Raw genomic sequence first — 13,418 nt, 5'->3', positions numbered from 1 at the left:
TCGCAACGCGACGTTTCCACCGGTCGCGGACGAATCCGGCCGATCGAAGGGATTTTCACATGTCCACCTGCACGCCGCCCCGGTTCGGACGCCTCGGCCTGCTGGCGCTGGGCAGCGCGCTGCTGACCACGGCGCTGCTGCCCGGTCTTGCCACCGAGGCAGGCGCCGGCGAGCAGCCCTGCGCCGACGGCTCGTTCTGCGCGTTCCCGCAGGCGGAGTTCGGCGGTACCCCGGAGGCGCTGCCGAGCCGCAGCACCGAGATCGAGAAGTGCGTGGCCCTCGAAACAGGTTGGGAAGTGCGCTCGTTCATCAACCGCGCCGGGAGACCGGTCACCACCTACCAGGACCCGAACTGCTCGACGCACGCCGAGTTCGACACCCACCCGGACGGCTCGCAGACGCCACGAGCGTCCTACGTGGTCAGAGCGATCAAGATCTGGGAGCGCTGACCCCGGCGAGCTCGCGCAGCAGGTCGAGCAGCCGCTCGGCCGAGTTGTGCCAGGTGAAGCGCGCCGCCTGCGCCCTGGCGCCGGCGACCAGCTCGGCGCGGGTGCCGGGTTCCTCGACGGCGCGCACCGCGGTGGCGAAGCCCTCGGCATCACCGGGGGCGAAGAACCTCGCGTGACCGCCGGTGACCTCGCCGAAGATGTCCAGGTCGGTGCAGACCACCGGCGTCCCCGCGTTCATCGCCTCGATGACCGGCAACCCGAAGCCCTCGTCCCGCGAGGCGGTGACCAGGGCGCTCGCCCCGGCGAGCAACCGCCGGTAGTCGTGCTCGTCGATCCCGCGCCAGAACACCACGTCCGCCCCGGCGGGCACCTGGGCGCGCAGCTCGGCCTCGCGCTCCGGCGCGAGGCGGCTGACCAGGTGCAGCCGGCGGCCCGGGAGGAAGGCCATGCCTCGAAGCAGCGTCTCGACGTCCTTGTACGGCATGAACGAGCCCATGTACACCAGCTCGCGCGGCCCACCGGCTCGCGGCGCCCCGGCGGGCGCCGCGAGCGCGGACCCGCTGGGCGCGTTGGGCACCACCGCGACCGGGCGGCGGGTCAGCCTGTGGTGCTCGATGAGGGCGCGCGTGGTCTCCGAGACCGTGACCACCGCGTCGGCCCGGTCGAGCATCAACCGCTGCGGCCAGAACGCCCGGTGGTACAGCCGCCAGGCGGCGCGCACCGGCAGCGGCAGGAACCCCGGCGGCGTCGGGTGCCGGTAGTAGATGAGGTCGTGCAGGGTCACGACCAGGCGGTAGTTCCGGCGGGAGCCCCCGATGATCTGCAGCGGGCTGAACACCACGTCGGCGCCGAGCCGGTTCAGCGTGCGCGAGATCCACAGCTCCCGCGGCGAGAAGGGGCTGTTGACCTTCACGTGCGGCACCTCGGCGGGCAGCAGGTCCAGCTGCCGCTCGTCGTGGACGAGCATCCGAACCGGGTGGAGGTCGTGCAACGCCTCGATCAAGCTCGCGCCGTAGCGGCTGATGCCGTCGTGCTGGTCGGTGCGGGTCCAGCGCGCGTCGACCACGATCCGGAGCGCCCGCTCGGATTCCCTTCCCACGCGGGTGGTTCCGCGATCGTGCTCGCTCATGCGCACCCCAGGAAGCGCCGGATCTCGGCGCCGGCCCGGGCCGGCGTCTCGTAGTGCACCAGGTGCCCGACCTCGGGGATGATCACGAGCTCGGACTCGGGCAGCCGCTCGGCCAGCGCGCGCTGCCCCGCCAGCGGTGCGATGTCGTCGGTCTCCCCGGCGATCAGCAGCACCGGCATGGTCAGCGCGTCGGCGTAGTCGGACACCGTGTGGGTCACCGAGGCGCGGAAGGTCTCGCCCAGCACGGCGGGGCTGTGGAACCGGCTGAAGTTGCGCAGGTGGTTGCGGTCGATGAACCCGCGCAGCCGCGGATCGCGGGTGCGTGTCATCGCCCGGCTGGCCGCCAGCACCACCCAGCGGTTGCTCAGCAGCGAGTGCGCGGCGCGCACCGGCAGGTGCTCGCCGAGGGAGTAGTAGGCGGCGGTCAGCGAGGACAGCACCACCCGCGGTCCCTCCAGGGCCGGGCTGGCGATCGCGTTGATCAGCACCAGCCTGCGCACCAGCTCCGGCGCGGCGGCGGCCAGCCGAGCCGCCACGATCGAACCGAAGGAGTGCCCCACCAGCGAGATCGGCCGCGCATCGCCGCCGAGCCTGCGCGCCAGTTCGAGCATCGCCTCGGCGTAGCCGGCGATGTCGTGACGGCGCTCGGTCATCGGCCCGGAATCCCCGAAGCCGGGCAGATCCGGGATCGCCACCCGCTGATCGGCCAGCTCGGCGGCGATGAGCTCCAACCCCTCGTGCGTGCCGCGGAGGCCGTGCACCATCAGCACGGTCTCCGGGTCCTGTCCCTCGGGCCCCGGCTCGTCGCGGTAAACCCAGCAGTGCAGGTCCGAGCCGCTGATGCGCTCGACCCGCTCCAGCGGGTGCAACTCCGGGATGATCATGGTCAGCTCGCCAGCTCGGTCCTGATCTCGTCCAGCTCCACACCGCCGTCGGGGTTCATCACGTGCTCGTAGATCGCCTCGAAGCGACCCAGGACCTCGGCGATGTCGTGCCGGGCCACGAGCTGCTCGCTCGCCTTGCCCATCCGGTCGATGGTGGCGCGGTCGTCGAGCACGTCGTCGATGGCCGCGGCCAGCGCGCGCACGTCGCGCGGCGGGTAGAGGTAGCCGTTCTCGCCGCTGCGCACCAGGTGCGGCAGCGCCATCGCGTCGGCCAGAACCACCGGGGTCGCCGCCGACATGGCCTCCATCGTGGCCAGGCTCTGCAGCTCGGCGATGCTGGGCATGCAGAACACGTCCGCGCGCGCGTAGGCGCGCAGCAGCTCGTCGTCGCTGAGGAAGCCGTGGAAGTGCACCCGGTCGGCGATGCCGAGGTCGGCCGCCAGCTGTTCGAGGGCCTCGCGGTGGCTGCCGTTGCCCACGATCTCCAGGCGCGTCTCGGCCTCGGTCTCGAGCAGCGAAATCGCCCGCAGCAGGTCGTCGATGTGCTTCTCCTCGTCGAGCCTGCCCACGAACAGCGCGGTGCGGACCTCGGGGTCCGGGTGCTCGGCCCGGTAGGCCTGCGCCGGGCGCCGGTACCGGTCGACGTCGATGCCGCAGGACACCGGCAGCGCGGTGCGGTGGAAACCGTTGTCCTGCAGCAGCTGGACCGCGCGCGGCGTCGGGGCGGTGACCAGCTGGGCCTTCCCGTAGTGCTTGACCAGGAAGTGCCACAGCACCCGCCCGGCCGCGCTCTGCAGGAAGGACGGGATCTTGAGGTAGCCGAAGACGTTCTCCGGCATGAAGTGGTTGGTGGCCACCAGCCCGATGCCGCGCTCGCGGGCGGCGTTGATCAGGCCGCGGCAGATGAAGAAGTGCGACTGCACGTGCACGATGTCCGGCTGGATCTCGGCCAGCAGCTCCTCCGCCCGGCCGGCCTGCCAGGGCCTGATGGTGCGGATCGACGGGTGGAACATCGTCTCGTAGGAGGCCACCCGGTGCACGCGCACGCCGTCCTCGACCTCGGAACGCTCCTCCCGGTCGGTGGAGTGGCAGATCACGTGCACCTCGTGCCCGCGGGCCGACAGCCCGGTCGCCAGGCGGTGCCCGAAGTTCGCCGCTCCGTTGACGTCGGGCGGGTAGGTGGTGGCACCGACCACGATCCGCAGCGGGCGGGTGCGCGACGGTTGCGAAGTCAAGAGGAACTCCCGTCAGGACTAGTTGTCGAGCGCGATCCGGCGGGATCGGCGCTCCCGGTGGTCACGATGGCGGGCATGGGGTTCGTCGTCTTTGTCGGGGTGGTACCGGGCGAGCACGAACACGCCGGCGCAGGCGACGGCGGCGCACAGCACCTCCCCGGCGGCCACCCAGCCGCCCACCTCGGCGGCTTCGCCGAGCAGTCCGATGCCCAGCCCCACCGCCACCAGCGGGTCGATCACGGTCAGGCACGCCACCACCAGGTCGGGCGGTCCGCTGGCGTAGGCGTGCTGCAGCAGCCAACCGCCCGTCACCATCGCGACCGCGATGCCCAGCAGCGGAAGCGGGTTGATGCCGAACAGCTCGGGGGTGCCGAGCTGCTGGGTGAGCGCGCGAGTCATCAGCGACACGTACCCGTAGGCCACGGCGCACCCGGCGGCGAACAGTACACACCGCACCTTCGCCCTGGTCAGGGCGGCCATCGCGCCGATGACCAGGACCGCGGGGGCGATCAGCTCGGTGGCCACGAGCTGCTGCGCGCCGCTCACCGGGGTGGACGTGGCGCTGCCCACGGCCAGCAGCACGAACATCGACACGCCGCCGGTGGCCGCGGCCACGCCCAGCAGCACGCTCGGGTTCAGCTCGCGCGCCCGGTACCCGCGGGCGCCCAGGTTCAGCAGCACGGTGAGGGGCAGCGCCAGGACCCCGATGGGCTGCACGACGCTGAGCGGGGCCAGGCCGAGCGCGACGGCGTGCAGCAGCGCCCCGGAGCCCAGCGCGCCCAGGCCGACGAGCCAGCGCGTGTTGCGCACCAGCCGCCCCTGGCTGCGCAGCCCCAGACCGCCGCCGGCCATGGCGTCGTGCACGGCGCCGTGCTGCAACCGCGCCCCCAGCGCGTATCCGCAGGCGCCCAACGCCGCGAGCAGCACCGCGAGCACCGTCATAGCGGGCCACCACCCGGACGCACGCGCGCGCGGCGCTCCGGCGAGAGCTCAACTCCGCGCTTCATGGCACGTCCCGTTGCAGGGCACCACGGCATCCGCCGCGACCGTCGGCCGATCGGGGCGAGCGCGCGGCCCGCTGCTCGTCGGCTTCGCTGTCCGTCCACACCGCTCAATCTCGCGTCTCGCGAGTCCGGCGCGCCTCCGGGGCCGGACCCCCAATTTCCCTGAGGTATTTCCCCACCGCATTCCGAATGCCGTTCACGATCGAGCCCCCGGAACGCCGCGGACCTGGCCGGGAACGGGATGGGGGCCTCGCGCGGTGCCCGATTCGGCCTCAGGGGACACCCGCGCGGACCCCGACCGGCGACCGGCGCAGAACGCTCGGCCGGAATTCCGGTCGGCGCGCGGCGGGGCTTCGCCGGAATGCGCGGGCACCGAACCGGCGGGCCGAAATGGACGGCCCGCGCATCCGGGCCGTCTCCCGGCGAAGGCCGCGCGGGCGCCGCGCGCGGGTGCGTCGCGCGCACCGCCCGCGCGTGCTGCCGCTCTGTCCGCCGGGTACACGCCCCGACTCTAGAACAACGACGCTGAGGACTTTGTCAGCAACACATCAACTTCAGCACCGCGCTCGCATTAACGCCGCGGAGCGATTCGGAAGCGATCCGGCGAGCACGCGGCACCAACTGGGAATTCGGCGGAAATGAAGATCAACATTCTGAACGCGGAATGGTGATCTAAGCGACATGGCGACAACATCACGCCCCGAACTGGGGCGCGCACCGAAACCGATCGGGCACGGCGGGTGCTCGGCGCGCAGTTTCGCCCGGAACGGCGAAAGGCGGCGGTGCGCCGATGCGCACCGCCGCCCGCCGCGGAACTCAGCGCGGAATGGTCAGCCGCTGCCCGACCTGGATCTGATTCGGGTCGGCGATGCCGTTGACCCGAGCGATCTCCCGCGAGTCCACGCCCAGCTTGGCGCCGATGCCCGACAGCGTGTCCCCGGGCTGGACCACGTAGGTCTCCGGCGCGGCGCCGCCGGGGACCTTGAGGACCTGGCCGACGTAGATCAGGTCCGGGTCCGAGATGCCATTGAGCCGCGCGATCTCCCGCCAGTCCACGCCTAACTCCGCGCCGATGCCCGACAGCGTGTCCCCCGGCTGGACCACGTAGGTGCCACCCGGGTCCGGGGCCGGCGGCGGGGGCGGCGGAGGCGGGGGCGCACCCGCACCGGTGAGGTGCTGCAGCGGCACCATCGAGACGTTGAGGTCGACGTTGCCCGCGATCCCCGGCACCTGGCCCTCGCTGGAGTGCTGGTGGATCACCACCCGGTCGGTCAGGTACCCGGGCTCGCCGGGAGCGCGGCCGTAGTGCGCGACCCACAGGAACACGCCCGGGTCCACCCACGTGTCGGTGGCCAGCTTGTCCTGGAACCAGGACGAGGAGGCGTAGACGACGATCTCGTTGCGGCCGGTGTGCCCGCGCAGCGCGTCGATGAAGCCCTTCACCCAGGCGCCCAGGTTCGGCGCGTCCTTCTCGATGTCCAGGCACGGCGGCAGGTTGCCCTGACCTGCGGCGTTGAGCCGCGCGAGCTGCGCGGCGAAGTCCGCGGCCTCCTGCTGCGGGCCGTTGGTGTCCGGGCGGGCGAAGTGGTAGAGCCCGGTGACCATGCCGGCCCCGCGGGCGCCCGCGAGCTGGGGGTCGAGCGTGGGGCTGACCCAGCCGATCCCCTCGGTGGCCTTGACGTAGGCGAAGGCGTGGCCGGCGCCGCGCACCGCCCCCCAGTCCGGCTCCCCCTGGTGTTGCGCGACGTCGATCCCAGGAATGCGTTCGGCCATCGTTTACCCCCTGACTTCGGCAAATGCCGCGATCAAACTATCGAAATCGGATAGACCCGGCGTAGGTCCGTTCAGGTCAAGATCGCCGCCCGAAAGACGGAGGAAATCCACGCCGACCCCGCACGTTCGGTGTCTTGAAAACCGCGCACATCCCCCGTTGCGGGCATCTCCGGCGCCGGGTCGCGATCACTGGCAGCTCCCGGCAGAGTTGATGGCGCGGGCAACCCGGTCGGCTGCGGAGCGTCCACTCAACAGGGGCGCGACGACGGCGACCTCATCGACTCGGGGGAGGTGGTCGCGATGACCATCGGAGCACGCGTTGCTCGAACGTCCGCGGTGCTGTTCTCGGCGGCGCTGCTGGCGGGCTGCGGTCAGGCCGCGCAGACCGGCAACGCCGCGGCGGGCGCCGGCCCGCAGGCAGCCGCGCCGAAGGCCGGGACCGAAGCGCCCGGGCGCTGCCACACCTCGATGCTCAGCGGCTCGATGGGCCGCGTCGAGGCGGGCGCCGGCCAGCGCTACGCGGAGCTGATCCTGACCAACAGGTCCGGCGAGCCCTGCACCATCTACGGCTACGGCGGGCTGCAGCTGGTCGACGCGGCGGGCCGACCGCTGCCGACCGAGCTGACCCGTTCGCCGAACCCGGGGCCGAGCCCGATCGAGCTCGCGCCCGGCCAGGCGGCCTCGGCCACGCTGCACTGGACCGCGAACCCGCACGAGGGCGAACCCACCGACGGGCCGTGCCAGCCCACCCCGGCCACCGCCCAGGTCATCCCGCCGGACGAGACCGACTGGGTGCCGGTGAACTGGACCGGCGGCCCGGTCTGCGGCTGGGGCGACGTCGAGGCCAGCGCCTACCACCGCTGACCAGCTCGCGCGCGGCCGGTGGTGGCTCGCCGGCCGCTGGTGTGCTGGGGTGGCGGCATGATCGAGTCAACGGATCGCACCGTCGCGGGCAGCCTGGGCGAGCTCGCCGTGCGGGAGTGGAAACCGGCCGAACCGGCCTGGATCGCGCTGATCGCGCACGGCTACGGCGAGCACTCCGGGCGCTACGAGTGGGTCGCCGAGCGATTGGCCGGGGCGCGAGCGCTGGTCTGCGCGCCGGACCACATCGGGCACGGCCGCTCACCGGGCGACCGGGTGCACTTCGAGGACGCCGAGGTGCTCGTCTCCGACCTCGACGTGGTGCGCCGGGAGCTCGCCGCCGAGCACCCGGACCTGCCGATCGTGCTCATCGGGCACTCCATGGGCGGCATGCTGGCCGCCCGCTACGCCCAGCACCACCCGGGCAAGCTCTCCGCGCTGGTGCTCTCCGGCCCGGTGCTGGGCACCTGGCACGTGCTGGACCTGCTGGAGCACGACGAGATCCCGGACACCCCGATCGACCCGGCCACGCTCTCCCGCGACCCGCAGGTCGGCGCCGACTACCTGGCCGACCCGCTGGTCTGGCACGGCCCGTTCCGCCGCGCCACGCTGCGCGCCGTGGACGAGTGCCTGCTGGCGATCAACGAGGGCCCGTCGCTGGAGCTGCCGACGCTGTGGATCCACGGCGAGGACGACGAGCTCGTCCCGGAGGCCGACACCCGCACCGGCATCGACCGCGTTCGCGGCGGCGACTTCCACGAGCACATCTACCCCGGCGCCCGCCACGAGCTGTTCAACGAGACCAACCGGACCGAGGTCGTCGCCGACGTCCTGAACTTCGTCGGGCGCGCGCTGAACAGCTAGGACCTGTTCAGCGGCTGCTCCGCCCGGCGGTGCGGCTGCGGAGCCCGAGCGGCGGTGCGAGCTCCGGCCCCGCCTGGACTCGAGCAGCGCCCGGGCGCTCGGCCGCGAGGTCCCGGTCCGCCTGATCGGGACCTCGCGGCCGAGCGACCACTATTATCATCCACAAGCATGATCCTTGATCATTACTCGATCGAGTGAGGCGTGTCGGTTGCGCGCTTGCGAGCTGGGAGCTTCGGGGGAAGCTTGAACTCGGCCTTCCGGGCATTCGACGCCCGGTGGACGAGGGGGGCTTGCCATGAACGTCGAGCGCGCGCAGGACCTGATCGGCACGCCGGTCTTCGACAAGGACGGCAACCGGGTCGGCCGGGTGGGCAACGTCTACGTCGACGACGACACCAACCAGCCGGAGTGGGTCACCGTCCGGGTCGGGCTGCTCGGCATGAAGGAGACCTTCGTGCCGCTGGACGGCGCGAGGACCGAGGAGAACCGCCTCGAACTCGGCGTGGACGCCGAGCGGGTGCGCAACGCCCCCGCGGTGGAGGCGGAGAACGGCCGCCTCTCCGACAGCGAGGGCCGCGACCTCTACCGCTACTACGGGCTGGAGCACCCCGAGCTCGACGACGCCGACGACCTCACCTGATCATCGGCTCCGCCGCCGGGCGGGGATGCGGAATAATGCCCGGCGCGATGACTGACGACGAGCTCGAGCTGCTGATCACGGTGGTGCTCGGGGCAGAGGACGAGACCAGCGCGCGCACCGCCTGCGCGGACCTGCTCGACCGGGTCGGCGGCGAACCGGTGAACGCGGCGGACTGCTCCGACGAGGAACCCGGCTGCTGGTCGGTGACCATCGCGGGCCGCACCGGCGAGACCGGGCGACACCCGGCGGCGCTGTCCCGCGCGGTGCGCGGCTTGCTGCGCGAGCTCGGCCCCGGCTTCGCCCGGCAGCGGGTCAGCTGCGCCCCGCCGACCGCGTGGACGGTGGTGGACGAACCGGACCTGGTCGCCGAACTGGTCCCCGGTGGCGAGCGCCTGCTCGTCGAGGCGTGGCTCGACGACGCCCTGGACCTGCCGCTGCTCGGCGCCGGGAACAACGCCCACACCGCAACGGAAATCGCACATCCGGATCCGCATAAATCCACATAGGACAAAGGTCTCCAACAGAGATCAACAAATCCGCCCCGGGTGCGAGCGGTCCGCAGGCTGGCGCTAGCTTGTGAACCGTTACAGAGTTGTGCACCCCTCACGGAGGACCTGGGACAGATGGCAGGCGTGGAAGAAGTTCGCGCGGGCGTTTCGCTGGCCAACCAGAAGATGCAGGAGGGAATCGCCGCCCTGCAGCAGACCGCCACGGTGCTGGAGGAGGCGCAGTCCGCGCTGGCCGAAGCGACCGCGAGCACCTCCCAGGAGGAGATGCTGCACGCCCACGGCATGCTCGCCGAGGCGATCCAGAGCATCGGCGGGATCCAGGGCACGCTCAACACCACGATCAACTCCACCGAGGCCTACGCGGGCCGCCTGTAATCGATGTCGGCCCTCGACGAAACCCGCGCCGCGCTGAGCTCGGTCGAGCAGCAGCTGGAGGAGGCGGGCGCGAGCCTGGGCACCTGCCGGCTGCGGCTGGAGGAGGCCCGCCGCGCGCTGACCCGCCTCGACCCGGAGCACCCGGAAACCGTCGTGCCTCCGGGACTGCCCCGCTCGGATGATCAGGTCGAGCGGGTGCAGAACACGATCGAGCTCATCACGAACACGGTCCGCGACTTCGCAACCCGGCTGTAGGACGCCCCCCGGCCGAGCCTCACCCCGCGGCGCGGAACCCGCCGGGACCGGGGCCGGCGGGTCGCGGTCCGGGGCGCAGCGCTGCGGCCATCCGCCGGGACGACGTCGGAGAACCCGCAGCGAGGCCGACCGGGACGCGAGCCCGCGAAGCGCCCGGCCGAGCCGCATTCGGACCCGCGAATGTGTTCAATCCCAACTCGGCCAGAACGGCGCGGGGTGGTATTTTGATCACGGTCCGTAATCCCGCCTGCCGGAACCCGCGGAGTGACGTGTGAGCAAACGCAGTGCGCGGCGAAGTCGCGTCGAATCGGCTTTCGAGCACCTGCGCAGCACCATCGCCACCGCGCTCGGCGCGGCCGAGAACGCGCACCGGGCGGTGCTCGACGAGTGCGCGCAGCAGGAGTTCGCGCTGCGCATCGCGCAGATGGGCAGCGCGGAGGCCGCCCGCGCGCCCGAGGAGCTCGGCGACCCGGCCGACCCGCACCTGCGAGCGGCGCTGGCGGAATCCCTGGCCGAGCGGGAGCGGATCTACGCGGACTGGACGGCCACCGGCCCCGCCCGGCTGACCGAGCTGGTCGCCGAGACGGCGCCGGGCAGCGCGTCCGATCCCTTCGAGGAGTGGCTCGGCCGGATCGGCTCGGGCGAAGCCAGCGCTCCCCCGCAGCTGTGGCGCATCGGCACCGCCTCGGTACCGGATTCCCCGCGGCCGCAACCGTTCCCGGCCGCGGTGCCGGCCCTGGACCTGTCCCACCTGCGGATCACCACCGACGGCGTGCCGGAGACCGCCGAGTCGCTGGTGCAGAACCTGCTGCTGCGCGTCCTCGGGCACTTCCAGCCCGGCCAGGTGCGGGTGCACGTCTGGGACGTCACGCAGCTGACCGGCACGCTGCCCGCGCTGTACCCGCTGGCCGGCGCCGGTCTGCTCACCGCCCACGACCCCACCCGGTTGGACGAGCTGCTGGAGGCGCTGTCCGACCACATCCGCCGCATCCACGCCTCCGCGCTGCTCGGCGGGCACACCTCGCTGCGCGCGCTGGCCGCCGAGCAGGGGCACCGCTCCGAGCCGTGGCGGATCGCGGTGCTGTTCGGCAACGGCGAGACGTTGCGGGAGGAGCAGCAACAGCAGCTGCAGCGGATCGCCCGCAACGGCCTGTCCTGCGGCATCCAGCTCATCTGCGTGGACCTGTCGCTGACCGTGAGCAGCGCGATCGAGTCGATCACGCTGACCGGCCGCAACCGGGCGCGCACCAGCCTGACCGGCCCGGAGGCCGTGGTCGAGCTCGACGAGGCGCCGCCGCGCACCGAGGCCGCCAAGGCGTGCTCGGCCATCGCGGACGCCTTCGAGGCGCGCCGGGCCCGCGTGCGCACCTTCGACGACCTGGTCCCCGAGCAGCTCTGGCAGCACCGCTCGACCTCCGGCCTGCAGGCCCCGGTCGGCTTCTCCGAGGGCGAGCCGGTGTGGGTCAACCTGGGCGACGCCAGCCCGCACACGCTCATCGGCGGCCCCAGCGGCTCGGGCAAGACGAACTTCCTCTACGGCATGCTCGGCGCGATGACCGCCCGGTACTCGCCGGACGAGCTGGAGCTCTACCTGCTGGACTTCAAGGAGGGCGTGTCCTTCGCCCAGTTCACCCCGGGCAAGCGCGACCCGAGCTGGCTCCCGCACGCGCAGCTGGTCGGGGTCAACGTCAACACCGACCGCGAGTTCGGGCTGGCGCTGCTGCGCTTCCTGGCCGATGAGATGCGCCGCCGCGCCGAGCACGCCAAGCAGCACGAGGTCACCAAGCTGGAGGAGCTGCGCGCCGAGGACCCGCGGGGCCGGTGGCCGCGCATCGTGGCGGTCATCGACGAGTTCCAGTACCTGTTCGCCGAGCGCGACCCGGTCACCGCCGAGGCCACCCAGCTGCTGGAGGACGTGGCGCGGCGCGGCCGCTCGCAGGGCATCCACCTCGTGCTGGCCAGCCAGGACGTCTCCGGGATCGAGGCCTTCTGGGGCAAACCGGCGATCTTCGAGCAGTTCATCCTGCGGATCGCGCTGCCCAAGGCGCGGCGGGTGCTGGCCGAGCAGAACCAGACCGCGCTGGAGCTCACGCGCTGGCACGCGGTGGTCAACCACGAGTCCGGGGTCAAGCACGGCAACGAGGTGGCGCGGATCCCGGACGCCACCGGCAAGAACACCTTCCACGCGCTGCAGCACCGGTTGTGGGAGCGGCGCCCGTCCGGTTCGGCGCCGCCGCGGCTCTTCGACGGCTCGAACCTGCCGAGGTTGTCCGAGCTGGCCGACTACCGGGAGCTCGCTCCGGACGCCCGGCCGCCGAAGGCGCTGCTGGGCCAGATCATCGACGTCACCGGCACGGCCGCGGCGGTGCCGCTGGTGCGCTCCCCCGGCCGCAACCTCGCGGTGATCGGTTCGGTGCGGCAGGACACCACCAGCGTGCTCGGCGCGGCGGCGCTGTCGCTGGGCCGGCAGCACCGGCCGGGCGGCATCCGGTTCACCGTCGCCGGGCTGCTCGACGAGGCGGCCGCGGACGCCGAGGCCGTCACCGCCGAGCTGCGCGCGGACGGGCACGAGGTCGAGGCGGTGTCCTTCGACGGCATCGAGGCGGCGATCGACGGCATCGCCGGAACCATCGACGCCGGTGGCTCCCCGGTGCCGCACGTGCTGCTGCTCTACGGCGTGGACGCCGCGCAGGCGACCCTGGAGCGCAAGGACCCGGTCACCAGGGCCTGCGCGCTGGACCAGCTGCGCAAGATCCTCAAGCAGGGGCCGGAGTCCCGGATCCACGTGCTGGGGTGGTGGCGCAGCGCGCAGCGGGTGAAGAACACGCTGGGCATGGGCCCGGTCGACGACATCGGCGCGTGGGTGGCCTTCGACGTGCACGGCCAGGAGCTGATGCCCTTCGCCGCCGGGCAATCGGTGAACTGGTCGCCCCGGGCGCGGCGCGGACTGTTCTTCGACCGCTCGGTGCACTCGCGGCCCGAGGTGCTGCTGCCGTTCGACCTCGCCGCCGACCGCGCGCCGGAGGTGCCCGCTCCGCGCACCGAGCGCACCGAGATCCGGGAGGAGTCGCATGACTGACGCGGTCGAGCGGTACCGGGAGCTCGTCGAGGCCGCCACCGAGGCCGGCGCGGCGCTGCGCGAGCACGACCGGGCCACCGCCGAACGCCTCGGCGAAGCGGTGGCCAAGGGCAAGCAGCGCCAGGAGGAGTCGGCCCGGCAGCGCGAGGAGGCCATCGCCGACGCCGACGCGCGCTGGAAGGCGGCGCTGGGCGCGCTGTGGGACGAGCGGTGGCTGCGCTCCGACGGCAAACCGGCGCCGGACCGCTCGGCCCCGCCGGCGACGCCCGAGGAGTCCCGCAAGGCCATGGACGAGGCCTACGTGGACTTCCACGACTCGCTGGCCAAGCCCGGCCTGCTGCGGCGCCGGAAGGCCTGAGCG

14 protein-coding genes are annotated in these 13,418 nt (G+C 72.6%); 9 read left to right on the top strand and 5 right to left on the bottom strand.

Features of this window, described 5'->3' with window-relative positions; genetic code table 11:
• Positions 1 to 59: 59 nt before the first annotated feature.
• Positions 60 to 449: a peptidase inhibitor family I36 protein gene (locus ACFQRI_RS07755; protein WP_380666029.1), complete on the top strand. Its 390-nt coding sequence runs from the start codon at positions 60 to 62 to the stop codon at positions 447 to 449.
• Here ACFQRI_RS07755 and ACFQRI_RS07750 read toward each other — a convergent pair.
• From ACFQRI_RS07750 to ACFQRI_RS07730, 5 genes are all read right to left on the bottom strand, one after another.
• Positions 430 to 1,578 (bottom strand): glycosyltransferase family 4 protein, encoded by a 1,149-nt coding sequence (locus ACFQRI_RS07750; RefSeq protein ID WP_380666027.1) that lies wholly within the window; start codon positions 1,576 to 1,578, stop codon positions 430 to 432. The genes ACFQRI_RS07755 and ACFQRI_RS07750 overlap by 20 nt on opposite strands.
• Positions 1,575 to 2,462 (bottom strand): alpha/beta fold hydrolase, encoded by an 888-nt coding sequence (locus tag ACFQRI_RS07745; protein ID WP_380666025.1) that lies wholly within the window; start codon positions 2,460 to 2,462, stop codon positions 1,575 to 1,577. Before ACFQRI_RS07745 ends, ACFQRI_RS07750 begins: the two co-directional genes overlap by 4 nt.
• Before the next feature lie 2 nt (positions 2,463 to 2,464).
• The gene (locus ACFQRI_RS07740; protein WP_380666023.1) at positions 2,465 to 3,697 is read right to left on the bottom strand and encodes a glycosyltransferase; all 1,233 of its coding nucleotides are present in this window, start codon (positions 3,695 to 3,697) and stop codon (positions 2,465 to 2,467) included.
• Positions 3,698 to 3,715: 18 nt separating this feature from the next.
• Entirely contained in the window at positions 3,716 to 4,639 is a 924-nt protein-coding gene (locus ACFQRI_RS07735; protein ID WP_380666021.1) for a DMT family protein, read from the bottom strand.
• A gap of 878 nt (positions 4,640 to 5,517) precedes the next feature.
• Positions 5,518 to 6,474, bottom strand: coding sequence for a GH25 family lysozyme (locus ACFQRI_RS07730; protein WP_380666018.1), 957 nt, complete (start codon positions 6,472 to 6,474; stop codon positions 5,518 to 5,520).
• Between the two features lie 300 nt (positions 6,475 to 6,774).
• Here ACFQRI_RS07730 and ACFQRI_RS07725 point away from each other — a divergent pair, with 300 nt between their 5' ends.
• The 8 genes from ACFQRI_RS07725 (at position 6,775) to ACFQRI_RS07690 (ending at position 13,415) form a co-directional block, all read left to right on the top strand.
• A complete protein-coding gene (locus tag ACFQRI_RS07725; protein ID WP_380666016.1) occupies positions 6,775 to 7,338 on the top strand; it encodes a DUF4232 domain-containing protein in 564 nt (187 codons plus the stop codon).
• Between the two features lie 57 nt (positions 7,339 to 7,395).
• Complete coding sequence (locus ACFQRI_RS07720; protein ID WP_380666014.1) at positions 7,396 to 8,199, top strand: alpha/beta hydrolase; 804 nt, start codon at positions 7,396 to 7,398, stop codon at positions 8,197 to 8,199.
• A gap of 295 nt (positions 8,200 to 8,494) precedes the next feature.
• Positions 8,495 to 8,839, top strand: a complete 345-nt coding sequence (locus tag ACFQRI_RS07715) for a PRC-barrel domain-containing protein (RefSeq protein WP_380666012.1) — start codon at positions 8,495 to 8,497, stop codon at positions 8,837 to 8,839.
• A 47-nt stretch (positions 8,840 to 8,886) separates the two neighbouring features.
• Positions 8,887 to 9,345 (top strand): hypothetical protein, encoded by a 459-nt coding sequence (locus tag ACFQRI_RS07710; protein WP_380666010.1) that lies wholly within the window; start codon positions 8,887 to 8,889, stop codon positions 9,343 to 9,345.
• 117 nt (positions 9,346 to 9,462) lie between these two features.
• Positions 9,463 to 9,723 carry a hypothetical protein gene (locus ACFQRI_RS07705; RefSeq protein ID WP_380666008.1) on the top strand — a complete coding sequence of 87 codons (261 nt, stop codon included), beginning with the start codon at positions 9,463 to 9,465 and terminating at the stop codon, positions 9,721 to 9,723.
• Between the two features lie 3 nt (positions 9,724 to 9,726).
• Positions 9,727 to 9,978, top strand: a complete 252-nt coding sequence (locus tag ACFQRI_RS07700; protein ID WP_380666006.1) for a hypothetical protein — start codon at positions 9,727 to 9,729, stop codon at positions 9,976 to 9,978.
• A gap of 271 nt (positions 9,979 to 10,249) precedes the next feature.
• Positions 10,250 to 13,057, top strand: a complete 2,808-nt coding sequence (locus tag ACFQRI_RS07695) for an FtsK/SpoIIIE domain-containing protein (RefSeq protein WP_380666004.1) — start codon at positions 10,250 to 10,252, stop codon at positions 13,055 to 13,057.
• Positions 13,050 to 13,415 (top strand): hypothetical protein, encoded by a 366-nt coding sequence (locus tag ACFQRI_RS07690; RefSeq protein WP_380666002.1) that lies wholly within the window; start codon positions 13,050 to 13,052, stop codon positions 13,413 to 13,415. The genes ACFQRI_RS07695 and ACFQRI_RS07690 overlap by 8 nt, the downstream gene beginning before the upstream one ends.
• The last annotated feature ends 3 nt before the right edge of the window (positions 13,416 to 13,418 follow it).

The sequence above is a fragment of the Saccharopolyspora griseoalba genome (genome assembly GCF_042665275.1).
GTDB lineage: Bacteria > Actinomycetota > Actinomycetes > Mycobacteriales > Pseudonocardiaceae > Saccharopolyspora > Saccharopolyspora griseoalba.
This window is presented reverse-complemented; position numbering and strand designations above follow the sequence as displayed.